Annotated in this window: 13 protein-coding genes; 6 read left to right on the forward strand and 7 right to left on the reverse strand. The window is 51.8% G+C overall.

The window, feature by feature from the left end:
* Positions 1-69 precede the first annotated feature (69 nt).
* From ACFMKP_RS19505 to ACFMKP_RS19520, 4 genes are all read right to left on the reverse strand, one after another.
* Entirely contained in the window at positions 70-1,572 is a 1,503-nt protein-coding gene (locus ACFMKP_RS19505) for a sugar transferase (RefSeq protein ID WP_382294260.1), read from the reverse strand.
* Positions 1,548-2,861 carry a GTPase ObgE gene (obgE, locus tag ACFMKP_RS19510; protein ID WP_382294262.1) on the reverse strand — a complete coding sequence of 438 codons (1,314 nt, stop codon included), beginning with the start codon at positions 2,859-2,861 and terminating at the stop codon, positions 1,548-1,550. Before obgE ends, ACFMKP_RS19505 begins: the two co-directional genes overlap by 25 nt.
* A gap of 146 nt (positions 2,862-3,007) precedes the next feature.
* Positions 3,008-3,193, reverse strand: a complete 186-nt coding sequence (locus ACFMKP_RS19515) for a hypothetical protein (protein WP_382294264.1) — start codon at positions 3,191-3,193, stop codon at positions 3,008-3,010.
* A 260-nt stretch (positions 3,194-3,453) separates the two neighbouring features.
* Positions 3,454-4,965, reverse strand: a complete 1,512-nt coding sequence (locus ACFMKP_RS19520) for an integrin alpha (RefSeq protein ID WP_382294265.1) — start codon at positions 4,963-4,965, stop codon at positions 3,454-3,456.
* 163 nt (positions 4,966-5,128) lie between these two features.
* Between ACFMKP_RS19520 and ACFMKP_RS19525 the strand changes: the two genes are divergently transcribed.
* The gene (locus ACFMKP_RS19525; protein WP_382294267.1) at positions 5,129-5,593 is read left to right on the forward strand and encodes a low molecular weight protein-tyrosine-phosphatase; all 465 of its coding nucleotides are present in this window, start codon (positions 5,129-5,131) and stop codon (positions 5,591-5,593) included.
* 65 nt (positions 5,594-5,658) lie between these two features.
* Here the strand turns inward: ACFMKP_RS19525 and uvrA are convergent, their stop codons facing one another.
* Positions 5,659-8,694 carry an excinuclease ABC subunit UvrA gene (gene uvrA / locus ACFMKP_RS19530; RefSeq protein ID WP_382294269.1) on the reverse strand — a complete coding sequence of 1,012 codons (3,036 nt, stop codon included), beginning with the start codon at positions 8,692-8,694 and terminating at the stop codon, positions 5,659-5,661.
* A 453-nt stretch (positions 8,695-9,147) separates the two neighbouring features.
* Between uvrA and ACFMKP_RS19535 the strand changes: the two genes are divergently transcribed.
* On the forward strand, positions 9,148-11,634 hold the full coding sequence (locus ACFMKP_RS19535; protein WP_382294271.1) for a VWA domain-containing protein: 2,487 nt from the start codon (positions 9,148-9,150) through the stop codon (positions 11,632-11,634).
* A gap of 62 nt (positions 11,635-11,696) precedes the next feature.
* The gene (locus ACFMKP_RS19540; RefSeq protein ID WP_382294273.1) at positions 11,697-12,704 is read left to right on the forward strand and encodes a hypothetical protein; all 1,008 of its coding nucleotides are present in this window, start codon (positions 11,697-11,699) and stop codon (positions 12,702-12,704) included.
* On the opposite strand, the gene ACFMKP_RS19545 is transcribed toward ACFMKP_RS19540, so the two are convergent.
* Positions 12,701-12,967: a hypothetical protein gene (locus ACFMKP_RS19545; RefSeq protein ID WP_382294275.1), complete on the reverse strand. Its 267-nt coding sequence runs from the start codon at positions 12,965-12,967 to the stop codon at positions 12,701-12,703. The genes ACFMKP_RS19540 and ACFMKP_RS19545 overlap by 4 nt on opposite strands.
* A gap of 43 nt (positions 12,968-13,010) precedes the next feature.
* Positions 13,011-13,847 (reverse strand): hypothetical protein, encoded by an 837-nt coding sequence (locus ACFMKP_RS19550; RefSeq protein WP_382294277.1) that lies wholly within the window; start codon positions 13,845-13,847, stop codon positions 13,011-13,013.
* Positions 13,848-13,966: 119 nt separating this feature from the next.
* Here ACFMKP_RS19550 and ACFMKP_RS19555 point away from each other — a divergent pair, with 119 nt between their 5' ends.
* From ACFMKP_RS19555 to ACFMKP_RS19565, 3 genes are all read left to right on the forward strand, one after another.
* Entirely contained in the window at positions 13,967-17,698 is a 3,732-nt protein-coding gene (locus ACFMKP_RS19555; protein WP_382294279.1) for a CHAT domain-containing protein, read from the forward strand.
* Positions 17,699-17,709: 11 nt separating this feature from the next.
* Complete coding sequence (locus ACFMKP_RS19560; protein ID WP_382294281.1) at positions 17,710-18,507, forward strand: caspase domain-containing protein; 798 nt, start codon at positions 17,710-17,712, stop codon at positions 18,505-18,507.
* 108 nt (positions 18,508-18,615) lie between these two features.
* Complete coding sequence (locus ACFMKP_RS19565; RefSeq protein WP_382294283.1) at positions 18,616-19,734, forward strand: STAS domain-containing protein; 1,119 nt, start codon at positions 18,616-18,618, stop codon at positions 19,732-19,734.
* Positions 19,735-19,742 lie beyond the last annotated feature (8 nt).

Genomic DNA, 19,742 nt, shown 5'->3' on the forward strand with positions numbered 1-19,742 from the left:
GCGCAAGAACCACAATAAAAAGCCCCTCGCCCGCCACGGGAGAGGGGTTTGGGTGAGGGCATGTCGTCTTTAGTATGCACCGCGACCGAAGAGCACCGCCGGAATTGTCATAATCATAATACGCACATCGAGCCAGAGCGACCAATGCTCGGTGTAGTAAATATCCAAGCGCACCATATCGTCGAAGGTGGTGTTGGAGCGGCCTGAGGCTTGCCACAAGCCAGTCAGGCCGGGCGTAACTTCCAAGCGCCGGTAGTGCCATTCTTGATATTGCGCCACTTCATCGGGCACTTGCGGGCGTGGGCCAACGAGGCTCATCTCGCCCCGCAGCACATTATAGAGTTGTGGCAATTCGTCGATGCTCAGTTTGCGCAAGACGCGGCCAATTTTGGTGACCCGTGGATCGTCTTTGATTTTGAAGAGTGCGCCTTCGGCCTCATTTTGCGCCATCAAGGTCTTTTTGAGCGCTTCTGCATTGGGAACCATGGTGCGCAATTTGTAGACCATAAACGGCTTGCCATGCTTGCCAATGCGTGGTTGACGAAACACAACTGGCGCTTGGGGCGCAGAAAGCTTGATCATCAAGGCGGCAATGCCCCAAATTGTGGCCCAAATTGGCGCGGTTAGGCCGATGAGCAGCAGATCGGTGGTGCGTTTGAAGACATAATTCCAGCCGCGAATGACGTTTTTCTTCAAGCGCAACAAGGGAATTGTGCTCAAGCGCTGAATGCTGACCCGATCAAAACTCAGCTCATACAAATCGGGAGCAACCCGAAATTCAACATTGAACTTGCGACAGATGCGCACAACCTCGGGCAGGCTGGTATGCGCCCAAAATGGCAGGGCAATAATCACCTGATCAACGTGGCGCTGACGCATAATTTGTTCAAATTGGCTGAGTGCGCCAAGCCAACGAAATTGCTCGCCTGGGGCTGCCACATCGTCGCGATCATCGGGCGGGCCTTCGACGTAGCCCAACAAATGATGGCCATGATCCAGGGTATATTGCAGCTCTTCCATCACCTGTTTGGCGAGGCCGCGATTGCCGACAACCACGACTTGCTCTAAGCCTACGCCGCGTCGCCAAGCCCAACGCCGCAGCATTCGCAAACCAATCCGGCCCAAGGTTAGGGCCACAATCACACAAAACCAGACAAAGACCATAATCAAGCGCGACCATAAATCGGCGCGATTGATAAAGAGCCACATGACGGTGAGGGCGAGCGCAATTGTGGTGCTAGTAACGATAATGCTGAACGAATCGAAGGCCGAGGCAGAACGGGGTAAGCGATAAAATCCGCGCCAGTGTAGGGTTGTGCTAAGGGTCAGCATAAACACCAACATCATCGGGTAGAAGGCCGATAACTGGCGATAGGAAGCTGGGTCGTAAATATCGCGGCCTAAGCGGACATCATAGCGCAGCCAGTGCGCAAGGGCAAAGGCTGCGAGAATCAAACATCCATCGAGCATGGTCAGAGCCAGCCGCGATGTGGTTTGACGCACATCGCGACGCGAAAAAATCGGTTGGCTGGTAGACCAATCGCTCATCATCCAATCGACTCGTCTTGCCATAACAACTCAGCTTTTTCAATCCGCACAGGATCGCCATGGCGTACACCAGCGGCAAACAAGGCTGCTGAAACGCCCATCGCTTCCAACACCCGTTGGAGCCGATCGAGCGATTCGCTTTGGGCAAAGTTCGTCATTGAAACAAGCCGTTCAATTTTCTCGCCGTGGACACGCAACACACCATCTTCTTCAGTTTCGAGCCAGAAGTCATTCGGGTCGATATTGCTGAAGCGGAAGGTCAGAATTTCCTCACTGTACGGGAGGCGGGTGATCCGTTCGGGCATTTCGAGCAGAATATCGACAATGCGGCGTTGCAACGGCTGAAGGCCTTGGTTGGTTGCTGCCGAAATTGGGAAGATATTTTCTGGCTCAATGCCCCAAGCGATAATTTGTGGACGCATCAATTCGTCAAAGGCTTGGGCATCGGGTAAGTCGGTTTTGTTGAGGGCCACCAGTTGCGGGCGCTGGGCCAACTCGCTCGAATAGGCTTTGAGTTCGGCGTTGATCGTTTGAAAATCTTCAAATGGATCGCGGCCCTCGGTGCCAGCTGCATCGACCACATGGACTAAAATTCTGGTGCGCTCGATATGGCGCAAGAAATCGTGACCTAAGCCAACGCCGCGGCTTGCCCCTTCGATCAGCCCAGGAATATCGGCGACAACAAAGGTAAAATCGTTGTATTCGGCGACACCTAAGTTTGGCGAAAGGGTCGTGAAGGGATAATTAGCAATTTTCGGGCGCGCAGCGCTGACCATCGAGAGCAAGGTCGATTTGCCAGCATTTGGAAAACCCACCAAGCCAACATCAGCAATCACTTTTAACTCAAGTTGCAGTTCGCGTTCTTCGCCTGGTTGGCCAAGTTCGGCAATCCGTGGCACTTGATTCGAGGCAGTGGCAAAGTGAGTATTGCCCAAGCCGCCCTTACCGCCACGAGCCACCAATAACTTTTGGCCAGGAAACAACAAGTCGATCGTTTGCAGTTCGCCTTCAATTTCGGCGCTGACGGTTGTGCCTGGTGGAACCCGAATAAACATATCTTCGCCAGTGCGGCCCCGTTTGCGCTGCCGCCCAGCATTCAAGCCCTTATCGGCTTCATAATGGGTTTCAAAGCGAAATGGCAATAATGTATTTAAATGGGGGCTTACTTCAAGATAAATACTGCCGCCACGGCCACCATCGCCACCATCGGGGCCGCCACGTGGAACATATTTTTCACGGCGAAAGGTAGCCATCCCATCGCCACCATCACCAGCTTTTACTGTAATTAGCGCACGATCTATAAAATCTGACATATACATTCACCCATTTCGTGTGGTTAATTATTCAATTGCTATCGTCACGCAGGATACATGAAGAATCGCATGCTGTCCAATGCGTTTAGACACAAAAACGACGCTCTCGCGAGCGCCGAATAGCTATAACTATACCATAATTTGGCCTAGCCTGGGGTGATTTCGTCTGCTGGTTCAATCCCCATCTCATCAGTTCCATCGCTTGAGTTCGGGTCTGACATTGGGCCATCGACTGGCACATATTGCTCTTCGGTTGCGCCATGGGTGCTATCAACAGCATTTTCATCTGGGCGAATCGTGTTATCTTCACCAGTAATTTGTGGGTCGGTCATTGCTTCAACTCCAGCTATCCAAAAGAATATCTGCCCAAACCTAATGCAACCTCTATGCCACGAAAGCAAAAGTCAAAAGTCAGAAGTCAAAAATCAGAAGCCAATAGCCAATAGCCAAACTTCGTGCGCTTCGCATTCTTCGCGGTTATTCTTCTTCGTGCTCTTCGTGCGCTTCGTGGATCAAAAACTATTCTAAAACACCAACAGCAGCGACACCGGAGAACCAGTGATGCCGCTGCTGTTGCTGAAACAACCGCCGATTACTTCGTGATCATCGGCAGATAAACTGCTGTTGGCAGGCGACCAACGATATAGGCTTGGCCTTCGGTCTGGCTGCCAGCAAGGTCGGCCCCCAGAAGCAAATCGCCATGCCCATCGCCAGTAGCATCGCCTAAGCCCGCTACCGCCCGCCCAAGGCGGCCACCGCCAACAACGCCATCAAGGCTATAGCCCTGTTCAGCTGTCAATTGAGCCAAGTTAATCGTGTTGCTGACTGGTGGTGTATTGATGACATACACCCGACCAGTATCGCTGCCAAGGCTACTATCAACCCCATAGGCCCCGATAATCAGCTGTTGATCGCTGTAGCCCACCGAGAACCCTGCCTCATCACCTGGTTGCTCTCCCACAAAGCGCACCGTGTTGCTCAATGGCTGAGCCAAATCGAGCGTGCCGCTCAAGGCTGCACCATACACCAAATCGACGCGGCCAGCGCCACCAGCAGGAAATTGGTCGCTGCCAACTGCTAAATCGCCCCGTTGGTCGCCATTGACATCGCCAGTGCCAACCACGCTAATTCCAGCGCGATTGCTTGTGCCAGCGCCTGCAATCACAAAGCCGTTTTGGGCTAATGCGCCAATGTGGAATGCGCTATTGGTATTTGCGCCCCAAACTACGGCCACGCTGCCAGCAGCGCTGCGCCCCAAGGGATCGGCAACATACGAGCCAACCAAAATCTCAGGCTTGCCATCGCCATTCATGTCGCTGGTGCTACCCACGGCGCTACCAGCGCGATCAGCAGCGGCTGCGCCGTCGATGCGATAACCATAGTTCGTGGCGGTTGCCAAATCGATGGTGCTGGTGGTGGCTTTGCCCCAAACCACATAGGCCGCGCCAACATTATCGGCGCTGCCATCAACGCCAATTGCGCCGATTACAACCTCGTTCAAGCCGTCGCCGTTGAGATCGTCGACCCCAGCCAGCGAATAGCCGACGCGATCGCCGCCAACTGCGCCATCGATGCGATAGCCATGATTGCCAAGCGCTGCCAAATCGAGGGTTGTGGTCAGCGAGCCGCCCCAAACCACAAATACACTGCCAGCGGTCGAGCGATCATTGGGCGATTCGCCCCACGCGCCAATTGCAAAGTCGTCGATTTGGTCGCCGTTGACATCGCCAAGGCCAGTCACGCTCCAGCCAGATGAAGCACCCTGACTGGCCCCATAAATTGCTACGCCCCGTTCGGCCAGATCGGGGGCTTGCAAGGTTGCGGTCATTGCTTGGCCCCAAATCAAATACGTGGTACCAGCACTGGGGCGGCCTAACGGCGCAGCGACCCACGCGCCGACCAAGCTATCGCTCAGGCCATCATTATTAATATCGCCAGCGTCGGCAACCGCATAGCCAGCATGCTCGCTCGCGCCGCCAGTAAACGCCACAATCGTTTCTTGATTCAGATTTGCGTTGGTGTGCTGGGATTCAGCATATGCCCAGCCACCGAAACCCAGGGCAATGCCACAGCCGCATAACCCTACCATTTGGCGTAATTTCAAAACCAGACCCTCCAAGAATGTGTGCTACGATGTCTATTTAGACAGTTATTTCCGACTAAATTGTTTTTATATCGCGAGACTATACCCGATCTTTAAATTCACGTCAAACTGGTATACTAGAGCCTGTTTTTGACTTGCTTAGCGGTATTTTGAAGGAGTGTGCATGGTTCGGGTCTTATTCGTTTGTTTAGGCAATATTTGTCGTTCGCCAATGGCCGAGGGGATTATGCGCCACTTGGTCGAGCAACGAAAGCTAAGTCATGCGATTGAAGTCGATTCGGCTGGCACCAGCCATTATCATGTTGGCGATGAGCCCCATCATGGCACCATGCGCATTCTGCGCCACAATGGCATTAGCCTCAGCCACCGAGGCCGCCAATTTGGCAAAATCGATCAACAAAATTTTGAGTATTTGATTGCCATGGATACCCAAAATCGCCGCGATATGCAAACAGTTTTGGGGGCTGATGGGGCTGAGGTACGCTTGATACTCGATTATATTCCCAATGGAATCAAAGGCCGCGACGTGCCCGACCCCTGGTACACTGGCAATTTTGAAGAAGTCTATGCCATGTTGAACGAAGCTTGTAATGCCTTGCTCGATGAAATTGTGGCAACTAAGCTTTAAGTATTAAATTCAAATGCCCGCTAACTGTTCAAATCGAGCAGCTAGCGGGCATTTTCTAGTTAATTTCAGTCAACGTTCAGCAAATCGCGCAAGAAGACCGCCGTATGCGAGGTTGGGTGTTGCGCAACTTCTTCGGGCGTGCCTTGGGCGATAATCTGCCCGCCACCAGTGCCGCCCTCAGGCCCAAGGTCGATGATCCAATCGGCAGTTTTGATCACATCAAGGCTGTGTTCGATCACCAAGACGGTGTTGCCAGCGTTGACCAAGCGCTGAATCACCCGCAAGAGATTTTGCACGTCAGCGAAGTGCAAGCCTGTGGTTGGCTCATCGAGAATGTAGATTGTGCGGCCTGTAGCCACCCGCGCTAATTCTTTGGCCAATTTGACCCGTTGGGCCTCGCCACCAGAGAGCGTCGTTGCTGATTGACCAAGTTTGATGTAATCCAAGCCGACATCGTGCAAGGTTTGCAGCACCCGCTTGAGCTTAGGATGGTTCTCGAAGAACTCAAGCGCTGTATGCACATCCATATCGAGCACGTCGGAGATCGTTTTGCCTTTGTAGCGCACTTGCAAGGTTTCACGATTGTAGCGCTTGCCTTTGCACTCGTCGCAGCGCACCCAAACATCGGCCAAGAAGTGCATTTCGATCTTTTGCTCGCCGTTGCCTTGGCAGGCTTCACAGCGCCCACCTTTGACATTGAACGAGAAACGACCTGGCTCATAGCCACGCAACTTGGCATCAGGTGTGTTCGAAAACACCTCACGAATCTGATCAAACAACTTAACATAGGTTGCTGGATTCGAGCGTGGTGTGCGGCCAATTGGTTGCTGATCGATGTCGATCACTTTATCAAGCTGCTCTAAACCCTCGAGTGTATCGTATTTGCCAACTCGCAGTTGGGCGCGATTGAGCAAATTGGCCAGCGCTGGATAGAGCGTCTCGGTGATGAGCGACGATTTGCCCGAGCCAGAAACCCCAGTTACCGCAATCAACGTGCCCAAGGGAATCGTGATGTCGAGGTTGTTGAGGTTGTTGTGGGTCGCGCCGCGCAAAGTGATGTGGCCTTTGGCTGGGCGGCGGGCTGGTGGCACTTCAATTTTCAAGCGCCCAGACAAATAGCTGCCAGTCAACGAACCATTGCTGCTGATATATTCAGGCTTGCCTTCGGCCACAACTTTGCCACCATTGACCCCAGCCCCAGGCCCGAAGTCAACCAGCCAATCGGCGGCCTTCATAGTATCTTCGTCGTGCTCAACCACAATTACGGTGTTACCAAGGTCGCGCAATTTGGTCAAGGTATCGATCAATTTGCGATTATCACGTTGGTGCAAGCCGATCGATGGCTCATCGAGAATATACATCACGCCCATCAAACCTGCGCCAATTTGCGAAGCCAAGCGAATGCGTTGGGCCTCGCCGCCAGAGAGCGATGGAGCCGAGCGGTCAAGCGTCAGATAGTGCAAGCCGACGTTGAGCAAAAAGCCCAAACGCTCGCGAATTTCTTTGAGCACTTCGCCAGCAATTTCCAGCTGCCGACCATCAAGTTTGACCGGCGTTGGTGCTGAAGCCAGCAACGGCAGCACCGTGGTATCGAGGCCATCGCGGCTGACCCAGTGAGCATCGCTGCCAGTCAGGCCACAAGCCCATGCATAGCCTTGGGCCACAGTTTTGGCACAAATTTGCTGAATATTTTCATCGCCAACCGTCACTGCCAAACTTTCTGGCCGCAATTTTGCACCATGACAAGCATGACATGGCTGATCGCTCATCCATTGTTGATAATGCTCGCGCATATTTTCCACGCCAGTTTGCTGGAAGCGGCGCATAATTTCGGCTCCCAAGCCCTCCCAGCGGCGATAATATTCGCCCTTGGATTGACCTTCGCTCCAAACATGCTTAACTTTTTCGCTGCCGGAGCCTTGGGTCAAGACCTCACGCACCCGTGGCGCGAGATCTTTCCACGGTGTATCAAGGTCAAATTTATAGTGCGCGGCGATTGCTTGCAAAGCGCGATAGCCCCAGCTGCCAACTTTTTTGCGCAACTCGCCCCAATACGTCACCGCGCCATCGTGCAACGATAAATTGGGGTTTGGTACCAAGAGTTCGGGGTCAACTTCCAAGCGCGTGCCCAAGCCAGCGCAGGAAGGGCATGCACCTTGGGGCGCATTGAAGGAGAACATTTGCGGGTTGAGTTCAAGGAACGAAATGCCACAATCAACACAGGCATAATCTTCGCTCATCACAATATCGCCAGCGGCGTTCAAGCCAGTAATGCTGGTTTCTTCTTCGGGCAACAGTTCTTCTTCAACTTCAGCTACCGCTTTTGCCTTGGCTTTTTTGGTTTTTGATTTTTCAGTTTGTTGGGCAAACTCTGGCAGGGCGATGATAATTGTGCCATTGGCAGTGCGCAGCGCGGTTTCAACGCTATCGTTGAGTCGCGAACTGAAGGTTTCATCATCCTCGGTGGGCACAACCAAGCGATCAACCACAATATCAATCGTATGTTTAACTTTTTTGTTGAGTTTAATGTCGTCTTGCAGGTCGCGAATTTCGCCATCGACCCGTACCCGCGAAAACCCTTGAGCGCGAGCATCGTCGAAAATATCTTTGTATTCGCCTTTACGAGCGGCAACCATGGGCGCTAAAATCATAAAGCGCGTGCCTTTGGGTAACTCGTTAACTCGATTAACCATCTGTTCGGCAGTTTGCGAGCCGATAGGTTTGCCACAATTATGGCAATGTGGCACGCCAATCCGCGCAAACAAAACCCGCAGATAATCATAAATTTCGGTCACAGTGCCCACAGTTGAGCGCGGGTTTTTCGAGGCAGATTTTTGTTCGATTGCAATCGCTGGCGATAGCCCGCCGATAAAATCGACCTTGGGCTTTTCGAGTTGGCCCAAAAACTGGCGCGCATACGATGAGAGCGATTCAACATAGCGGCGCTGGCCTTCAGCATATAACGTATCAAAGGCTAACGATGATTTGCCAGAACCAGAAACACCGGTCAACACAACTAATTGATCACGTGGAAGTTCGATGTCGATGTTTTTAAGATTGTGCTCACGAGCGCCCTTGATGACAATTTTATCCTGCGCCATACACCCGCCTTTATCGTAAAATCTATGTATTTAAGCACTTTTTTGGTGCTTGAACAGGAAAAAGCCCCTAGCGTTACTCCTGCGGCAGCGCTTGGGGAGCTGAATAATCGAACAGACGTGTTCATTATAACAGAGTTTGCCCGCCACGATCCGCGACTTTTGAATGAAATCCGTTAATGGTAAGGATGAATTATGAATTATGAGGGATGAAATTAACCACGAAGAACGCGAAGATCACGAAGTGTGGTTTTTGATCCTTGACTGTGTATTTTTCTACAGCCTATAGTCTTCAGCCGAGAGCCTTATTTCACTCAAGAAGCACTTCATAATTCATCCCTCATCCTTCTTATTTTCTAAAAGAGTGGTTCATAATTCATCCCTCATAATTCATTCTTCTATTTATGGTATGCTTCAAACGATGATTTGTTGTGACAACCTCACGATGGCGCTTGCATGATATTTTTGGGCTTGTTCCTGATTATAGTTTTGGTTGGCTGGTGGATTGCGCGGCGAGCAACGCTCGATTGGCGCATAATTGGGCTGCGCTTGGCGATCCTCGGCTGTATTGTGCTGGCGCTGGCCCTACCGCGCAGCCAAGCCAATCAACAAGCTAGCCCACTAATTTTGCTCGTCGATCAATCGGCCAATTTGCCCAGCGATGTGCGTGATGCTGCTTGGAACGAGGCTGTTGCTTTTTACGAGCAACAAATTGAGCAACGCCCAGTGCGCTTGCTGGCTTTTGGGGCCGATGTGCAGGTGAGCCAAACCAACCAACGCCCAGCAATTGACCCAAATGGCAGCGATTTGGCTGGAGCGTTGCAGTTTGCTGGTGGTTTATTGCCGCAAGGCGGCGATATTATTTTGCTCAGCGATGGAGCCAGCACAACAACCAGCGGGCAGAATCAGGTTAGCAGTTTTGCCCAGCGCGCAATTCGTTTGCATAGCGTGCCAATGAGCTATCCCGAAACCGATATTCGGGTTGAATCGCTGATTGTGCCGCCTGCCTTGCGCGAAGGCGAACGATTTAGCGCCGATGTTGTGCTCTATTCGAGCGTCAGCGGCCAAGTGCGGCTTGAATTGAGCAGCGATGGCGTTGGGCTGGCTGCTCGAACGATCGACATTAGCGAAGGTCGCAATCTGGTTTCGTTTCAATCGACGGCTGGCGCACGCGGCTTTCATCGTTTTCAAGCTAGCTTGCTCGCAACCAACGATCAACAACCAGCTAACAATCAACTTGCTGCTTGGACGGTGGTTGGCCCGCCGCCACGGGTGCTAATTATTGAGCGTTCGCCAGATAGTTCGGCTAACCTGCGCGATGCCTTAGAAGCTGCCAATTTGGTGACCGAAGCCTTGCGGCCAGCGGCTTTGCCCACCAGCTTAAGCCAACTACGAGTGTATGATTCAATCGTTTTGCAAGATATTTCGGCCAACGATTTAAGCCTTGATCAGCAATTGGCTTTGCGTGAATTTGTGCGCAGCCTCGGCCATGGTGTGGTCGTGCTTGGCGGGACCAATAGCTACAACTTGGGCAGCTACGCGGGAACCCCGCTCGAAGAATTATTGCCAGTTTCGATGGAGCCACCGCCACGTCGCGAGCGCCCAACCGTCACGTTGCTGTTAATTCTTGATCGCTCGGCCAGTATGCTCGGCGAGTATGGCAAAGATAAATTTAGCCTTGCCAAGGCCGCCGCGATTGCTGCCACCGATTCCTTGGGAGCCGATGATACGATTGGCGTGTTGGCCTTTGACGATACCAATGATTGGACAGTTAATTTCACTAAGGTTGGCCAAGGCTTGCAGCTCAGCGAAATTCAAAATAGTATCGCAGGCTTGAGTGCTGGTGGTGGCACGAATATTTATGAGGCCTTAGATGTTGGTTTAGGCGGCTTAGCCCAGCAAACTGGCAAAGTTCGTCACGCTGTGCTGTTGACCGACGGTCGTTCTGGCGGCGAAAGCTCGTATGAATCGCTGATTGCTCCATTACGCGCGCAAGGCATTACGCTTTCGACAATTGCAATTGGTGGCGATGCTGATACTGTTTTGCTCGAATCATTGGCCAAACTTGGCGCTGGGCGGTATCACTTTGCCTCAAGGCCCGATGATATTCCGCGCCTGACGCTGCAAGAAGCAGAAATTGCCCGCGAAAATCCACTAACTGAAGGCCAGTTTCAGCCAAATCTTGTCACGCCACACCCAGCGATTCGCGGCCTTAACCTTGGCGAAATTCCACCATTTGGCGGCTATGTCGCGGTTACGCCAAAACCAGAGGCTGAGCAATTGCTCACCACCAGCGAAGGCGATATTTTGCTCGCAACGTGGCAATATGGGCTTGGGCGAGCGAGTGCATTTACCTCCGATGGCGGCGAACGCTGGACTTCACCATGGCAGCTGTGGCCAAGTTGGGGCAATACGATGGCTCAAATCATTGCTGCTACCTACCCCAATCCCGCCCGTGGCGATTTGCGCATTAGCAGCGAGCTACAACAAAACCAAGCAATTATTAGCCTCGATGCCCAAGCAGAAACTGGCGAACTCTATGATTTAGCCGATGTGGGCTTGCGCGTGCTGGCTCCCGATGGCAGCGAACAAGTTTTGCGCGCTCCGCAAATTGCCCCTGGCCGCTATCAAGCTGTGGCCGATGTGCCGCAAACTGGGGCATACCATATTTTGGCAGCCTTAGAGCAAAGCCAAAATCGGCTTGAAAGCCAAGCAGGCGTGATTCAGCCCTACAATCGCGAATGGGCGGTTTCGGCCAATCCAGCGTTGTTGCAACAATTGACCAGCCTTGGTCGAGGCCAAATTGGCACGTTGGAGCAAATTGCCCCAAGTATTCAAGTTGCCAACCAAGTAAGCAGCATTCAATGGTGGCCGTGGCTCATCGTGTTGGCTTTAGGTTTGTGGTTGGTCGAAATTGCCATCCGCCGCGGTGTGATTCGTTAATTATTTAAACCGTGGTACTCTTGGACAAGCTTTTAGCTTGATTGAATATCCAAGGAGTGACCATGGCGCAGCCCGTAGCTACTGCCCGCCCGCGCAACCATAGCATCGATGTGATGAAGGGCTTGCTCGTTTGGGGCATGATTCTGGCCCATGTAATTAAATTTAGTGCTGATCGCCAATGGAAACAAGTTCAATTAGGCGAATTTATTGGCGATGCTAGCTCGTTTGCTGGCTTTGTCTTTTGTTTTGGCTACACTGCACGCTTTGCCTACCTCAACGATCAACCACGTTATCGTCAAATGCTCAGCACGATTATTAAGTTAGTTGTTGCCTATTATGTTTCTGGCTTGATGTCGATGTTACTGATTGAAAACCAACCGCTGACATGGCCCCGCTTCGTTGATCTGATCATATTTCAAAAATTGCCGATGTATTGCGAATTTTTGATTAGCTTCGCGATTTTGCTCAGCGTTGCAATGCTGGCACGCTCGCCGTTACGGTGGTTGCTCCAACGTCCATGGCGCATGCTGGGCTTGATTGGGCTTTTGCTGGGCACAACGTTTTTTCCCTATGCCAAGGTCACTTCGGTGCCACTAAGTTTATTAGTTGGCACGAATCCACCGCTGGCCTATCCTTTTCCGGCCTTGCAATATAGCCCAATTTTCTTCTTAGGGATGCTCTTCGCTCAGCAACAATGGCGTGGCTCATGGCCAACGTGGCTTCTAGGTGGGCTTGGTTTTGCTTGGTTGGTTTGGCGCTCGCTTGAGCAACAACCATTTAACCGCTTTCCGCCAAGTTGGCATTGGATTGTTGGCGGTTTGGCGGCGGCCTTGCTCTGGTTTAGCCTTGCCAGTTTGCTCGCGCGCAGCTCATGGTTTGTGCGTTTTCTGCAACCAATTGGGGCCAATACCTTAGTCTATTTGTTGCTCAGCAATTTGATTATCTTCAAATCGATTCCCTTTGCTCAACCGTTGGGCTTGGTCTATTCAATTGCCTACACCGCAATTATTATTGGCGTGATTTGGTTTGTGCTCAGCATAAGTCGGCCAACGCCCGCAGCTCAACGCTAGAGCGGCAGAATCTCATCATCACGAATTTGGGTCAAAATGCCGTTGATATAGGTGGGATCAAGCCCAAAGCGATGGCCGCAGAGAATGCCAAGCCCTTTGCTGCCACGCCGATACTCACAGCTCAAACATTGCTCGAATTTGGCAGGAGCATCATACAAACTACATTGATCGCTTTGATTGCTGCCAAAACGAATCAGCTTGGGTGGGCTTGTTGGCTCATCTTGCTGATCGTTGAATAAGGCACGGGCAACTTTTTTGCGCATACTGGCCTCCTTGGGTGTGGCGATGCGGCTTATTTTAGCATGCTTAGGGCTGAGCATGGGTTTGCAACCACATGCGTTGGCCATCGCTGCGAATGTGAACTGAGCCATCGAGTTTTTCGTGCAGCAAGCGCCGTTCTTGGCTGCCACGGGCAAAATAGCTGCGTGGATCTTGTTGTTCTGGCTGGCCTTGACTATAAATCACGGCTTGCGCACCGCAACGATTGGCCAGCGAACGATCATCACCCCGCGACCATGGCCAAATTAATACTTGGCATTGGAGCTGGGTTACATTCAATTGCTTGGCAACCCGATCGCTTGGATTGAGGCCAATCAAGCTGTGCCATTCTCCAAAACTAAGCTTGATAATTGCCTGCGATTGGGCTTGGGGCGCTGCCAAAACCGTTACCTGCACATGATCGATTGTTAATGTTTGACCCACTTCGATAAAGACCACGCGACTGCGTTGTTGCTTCAAGGCGTGGGCTAGCTCAGCAGCAACAGGATCATGCGCGAATGCTGGGGCCAGCAAGATGCCAATCTGATAACTACGTGCCAAGGCCAAAGCACCACTTAATTGCTCTGGCTCGTTGCTGGTTAACACCAAAAGGTCAATCTGGCGTTGCCAAAAAGGCAAGCGCTCGCCCATAAGCGCCATAATCGCGATTGGCTCGGTGCTGCCATCGATCACAATTTGCTTGGCGTTGGGCGTTTGAACCAACACGCTATTGCCAGCAATGGCGGGCACAAACAGGTGCAAATTGCCATCGCCACGATAGAGCCATGCTTGCCAAGCCACGACGATGCCACTAAGGCCAATGATTAGCGCTAGCCAGCGCTTCCAGCTGGCCAATTGCTGCCAACGATGCCACAACTGTTGCATAGATTGCTCCTTGGAACATTGAACAGCTAGAGCCACAACAAGCCCAAATTTGGCATGGTTGCTCGTATTTTGGGTGGCAATTTGCTAAAATGCTGCCAACATCGCGCTTGGAGGCTAGGATGACCACAGTCTGGTTGACCGAATGGCTAGCAAAACAACGCTTAACTGCGCAATATCAACAAGGCGAAGCGCTGTATCAAGCGTTGCAACTGGTGGTATTCGATTGGATTCCGGCGGTATTTGCTGGTTTGCAGCAGCAAGCTGCGTCCAATTGCTGGCCTGATCAGGGGTTTAACCAACGTATTATTGCTAGCGCCAAGCAACTTGCCTTATGGCATGGCAATGTTCAGCAGTATTGCGAATTGAATCAGCAGCAAACCAACCTGCCCCTGCAACTCCCCAACCTTTGGCAATCCAACCAACCAACCCTCAGCGCCAAACAAATCCAAGCAATTCGCGCGTTTTGTAGCAGCGTTAGCAACGATTCGCGCTCTGCAAGCTGGACGATGTGCGTGGCCGACGAGGCCGAATTGTATGCCTGCGAGCTGCATGCCCACGCTCTTTTTGACGATATTGCAGCACTCTGGCAGCCGATTATGCAAGCCTTAGCCAGCAATAACGAGCTTGAAGCCGCGATTAGCTTAATCTTGCTGCAACGCCAATTAGCTGATTATGCTGGCATTATTGAAACCTTCAATCGGGTGCGGGCAGCCCATCCCCAAGCTGCGCACGAGCTTGTGCCATTGCTCGACAATCAATTAAAACCAGGGTTAATCGATGATTTACGCGCAATGCTTGAGGCGGTTTTGCTGGCCTATCAACTGCACAACCCGCCTGATCAAGCCTTGCTCCAAGCGCTGCACCAAGCAATTATGGCCTTAACGCCTGCCGAAGCTGGGCCTGATGATGATGCTGCCCCAGCGCCTGGCCCGCAACGCGGCTTGCCCTTGCCAGCAGTCAATGTGCCAATGCCGAATATTTTGCGCTTTGCGACCCCCGCAACCCAGACCCTGAATGAACTTAAATTGGTTTGGCAAGCCTTGTTGGCGGGACTGGTGGTTGATGCTCAGCTTGGCAAACGCCAGCAAGCGGTGCTGCAATGGTGGTTGGCATGGACAGAACAACAAGTATTTCAGCCAACCCAAGCCCAACAGTTGCTCAGCCAGATTCCGAATTGCCCTGCTCCGTTGGGTTTGTTGCTTGAAGCCTTGCGCGGCGAATTGGCTTTTGGGCTAGGCCAGCCAGAATTCGCCCAACACTGTTTTGGCTCAAGCATTGCCGCTAGCCAAGCCTTGCTCGACGAGCAACACTTTGCTAGCCATTCGCGCCAAAATCGGGCTTTTGTTGGCTTGTTGGCACAATGGCAAGGCAATAGTTTGATCATGCTTGGCGATTATGCTGCTGCTGAGCGTTGCTATGCGAGCATTGCCAATCTTTTGGCAGCCGACGACCACGAAGGCCAATGTTTGGCGGCAATCAATCGTGGCAATATTGCTTTTGTGCGCAATAATTTGCTCGATCATCGCGGCTATATCAGCTACGATAAAACTGAGCAAGTGCTCTTGCGCGGCGATCAACCGCCAGAAGCATGGTTGGGGCTGAAATATACCAAGCATCGCCACGCCTTGGCCCAAGCAGAACAAGCCTATGCAGAAGCCTTGGCTTTGGCTGAGCAAGCCCCAAATTTGGTGCAGTATCGCAGTTTGATTCTTGCCAATCAGGCTAATATCGCTTGGTTGCAAGCCAATTTAGTGCGTGAGGCTGGCTGGTTCTCGGCCGATTTAGCGGGCAGTTTGCACGATTTAGGGCCAGCAGATCAGCTTTATCAACAAGCTCTGCACTTATTGCAACAGGCGCTGGCGACGCTCAACCAAACAACTGCTGATCGGATGTTACGAGCTATCTTGTTTGCCAACATCAGCGAAGTGCAATTGTTGCTGGGCCAGCCCACCGCTGCCTTGAGCACAGCCCAAAATTGCTTGCAAGCCATCGGCCTGAGCGAGCTAAAGCCGCAAGCAGTGCTCAAACAAGCCCAAATGCATGGAATTTTGATTCCTGAGGCTGGTTGGCGGGTTTGGTTGACGATTGCCCGCGCCCACGAAGCGCTCAATGACCAGCCCAAAGCCCAGCAAGCCTATGCCAATGCTTGCGAATTGGTGCAACTGCTGCGTGAAAATGTACAGCAAAGCGATTGGCAAATGGCAGCCTTGCAAGATAAATTTCAGGTCTTCGAATGCGCTATGCATTTTCATTTCAAGCATGCAATCGACCGTCGCCCCTTGCTAGAACTGAGCGAAAGTTTGCGTGCCCATGGCTTTGAACAATTATCGGCAGCCAGCCAGATTGAGCGTGAGCGTGAACTTAGCCCCGAATTGAAACAGCAACGAGCAGCCCTCGCCGCAGCGATTTCCGCCCGCAGCATGGCAATTCGTTTGGCGTTGCAACAACCTGCCAGCGCTGATCTCGTGGCATTATTGGCCGACCAACGGGCTGCTTTCGGCGCTTGGCAAGCCTTGCAAAGCAGCATTGCCCAAGCCTTGCAAAACCAAGATCATGGCTTACAACCGCAATTAGCAACTTGGCCAACTGTCCAAGCCACTTTGGCGCAACGCCCAAACACGGTTATTTTGAGCTTTACAATTGGCAGCGAATGGAGCTATGTGCTGTATGCAGATGGTCATCAATTGCAGGCGTTTGAGCTAGCCTGCCGCGCCAAAATTGAATATGCTGTAGCCCGATTAATCTGGTATGTGCAGCGTGGCGCGGCGCGTTGGCCAGAGTTTGTGCGCGCCAATCGCGAGGTGGTTCAATTATTGTTTGCGCCACTGTGGGCGGCGGGGTTGAAGGAGCAATTGCGGGGCAAGCAAATTATCATCATTCCTGATGGGATTTTATATTATTTGCCCTTTGATTTGCTGTTTTTCGACGATCCACTTGATGCCGATCAGCAGCCACTAGATCCGGCGACCTATCGCCAAACTGCGCCCGATCAGGCCACGCCAGAGCAAATTTGCCACGATTTGCTGCCATTTTATTGGCTGAATCATGGCAGCATCTCCAGCGCGCAGTCGATCAGCCTTTGGCTGCAACTTCAGCAACAAACAACGCCGCAGGCAGAACACGTAGCCTTGGGTGTTTACAATATTAATTATCAGACCAATATGTCAAGCGTTTATCCTGGCCATGTCTATGCCCAAGAATTAATGCTGAGTTATAGCGATTTGAGCCAAACCAGCGTGCTCAGCAAGGTGTTGGCTGAATTAGCCCAGCATGGCCCCACCGTGCAACTCACTGCATGGCAAGCAGATCACACCCCAGCCCAGGCCGAATTTCAATCAAACGAAGCTAATTTCAAACGCATTTTGAACGAGCAGGCTATGCGCTACATTATTTTTGCTGGCCATGGCGTGTTCAACGATAAATATCCCCAATTTTCGGGCTTGGTTTTTAATTTGGCGGCCCCTGATGGCAGCAGCGAGCACAGCGGCCAAGATGGCTTTTTGGCGATTCATGATCTGTTTGAACTGCAGTTGCCGCAGACCGAATTGATTTTTTTGGCAGCCTGCCAAGCTGGCTTGGGCTTAATTTCGCGTGGTGAGGGCATCAATAGTCTCACGCGGGCGCTCATGTACCGTGGCAGTCCCACGATTATTGCGAGCTTGTGGTCGGTCGATGTCTTGGCAACGATGGATTTGGTTACAGCCTATTTTGGCTTGCTCAGCCAGCAACCAAACGCCGATAAAGCCGCAATCTTGACCAAAGCCAAGCAACTAGTGATTGCCCAGCCAGATAAGCCACATTTGGCCCATCCATTTTTTTGGGCAGCCTTTATTCCAATTGGAAAACGATGAAGGAGCAACATATGCCAAAGCGTTTGCTGGTGGTGGCGGTTGGGATCAGTGTCTATGCCAATCCGGCAATTCTGCCCTTGCCAACCTGTCGTGATGATGTCCAAGCGTTTTTGAATGCGCTGCGGCCCTTGAGCAACCAGCCGCTGCTTGAGCGAGTACTGTTGGATCAGCAGGCAACCAAAGCCCAGCTTCAGGCTGCCTTGGAATGGCTGGCAGCAGAAGTAACTGCCGATGATCTGGCGATTTTTTATTATTCAGGCCATGGCGCGAGCTTCGACGACGATAATGGCGATGAGGATGATGGCAAAGAAGAATTTTTATGCCCCTATGAATGTGGCTTGGAGCAAGGCCTAAGCAGCTTCGTGCGCGATGATGAGTTGCGGGCATGGCTCACGCCAATTCGCGAAAAAGCCCCCTTGCTGGTGGTGCTCGATGCCTGTCATAGCGGCTCGGCAGCGATGGCTCCAACTGGCTTGATCGCCAAAGAATTGCCAAACGGCTTGGTGAAGCAGATTATTGGCGCGGCTGTGATGCCAGTTCGCACTGCTCGCGATCCAATTCCTATCAATCAAATGCTTTTGGCTGGCTGCCAAGATAGCGAGCAATCCTACATTTTGCCTGGTGAAGCCAATTCGTTGTTCACCGCCAAACTAATCGAACAGCTTGCCGCTGGCCAAAGCTACGATGTTCAAGTTATCTTTGAAGCTGCGTATCGGGCAGTGCTTGATGCCTGCGATCTGGCCGGAATTCAGCAAAGCCCCAAGCTGACGAATGGCATGAAATCCTCACTTCTGCTGCGAGTTGATTAACCAGAATATCCCCTCTACGGGGTAGGTTAAAACAGGACGATCAACAAGGCAAATAGTTGACATTGGGGGGATAATAAAGCGAATCTAGATAGCTAAGGAATCCCCCTTATGGTTATGCGATTGCGGGCATGGCTTGAGCGCTTGCCACAACAACATGTGGTTGAACGTCGCCAAGCGCTGTTGCTTCAACATATGGTGCTGACGCTTATCCTCGTTTCAGCGATTGGGGTTGTCACGGCACCGCTGACCAGTGGCTCCGCGAACCAATTGTTGCTGGCAGTCGTTTGTTATAGCGTGTTGGGATTGAGTTCATTGTTGGTACTTTGGCGCATTCGATGCAATGCCTTGCAACAAGCTATTTTGATTTTATTGAGTAATTTCCTGATTCAGTTATTGATTTCGTTTTGGGCGATTGGCGTGTATACCCAAGCGGTGGGCTTTACGCTGGTTTCATTTTCGATGCCGATCGTTTTAGCTGGCCTGTTGAGCAATCGGCGGGTAGTTTTTGGTATGACTGGCCTGACGCTGGCGATTTTTGCGCTGATTGGTTGGGCTGAATCACAGGGTTGGGCTGGCAAATTGCTGCTACCAATCAATCTGCAAGCAATTGTTGGTACTTTTAGCTTGCTCACGATGTTGCAGGCAGTGATTGTTGATCGCTTTGGCAGTAACCTGCGTACGACCTTGCACGAAGCCTTAGATCGCGAGGCTAGCCTGAGCCAATTGCGCGATTCGCTTGAAACAACGGTCAATGAGCGCACCACCAGTTTGCGCCAAGCCCTAAATGAGCTTGAACAGCGCGAGCTTGATTTACAGCATACCCTCGATACACTCCAGCATAGCAAACAGCTTTTTACCCAACTCAGTGCCCCAGCCTTGCCAATCTTGCCACGAATTTTGGTTATTCCCTTGGTTGGCGAGGTTTCTGGTGAACGGGCTGAGGCCTTTGCCGAGAACATTTTCAATGCAATTGAAGCAAACAAAGCCCACACAATTATTCTTGATGTCACGGGTGTGACGACAATCGATACTTTTATTGGCAAAGCACTCCTACATATTGCCAGCACCGTGCGCTTTCTTGAGGTGCGGACAATTTTGGTCGGTTTGCGGCCTGAGGTGGCCGAAACCCTGATTGCATTGCACATTAAATTCCCATCGATTCAGACCTTCGCCAACCTTGAACAGGCAGTTTTATCGTTAATCAATCAACGACTTGTATTGAATTAGCAGAGGGG

This window comes from Herpetosiphon sp. NSE202, from assembly GCF_042688385.1.
GTDB lineage: Bacteria > Chloroflexota > Chloroflexia > Chloroflexales > Herpetosiphonaceae > Herpetosiphon.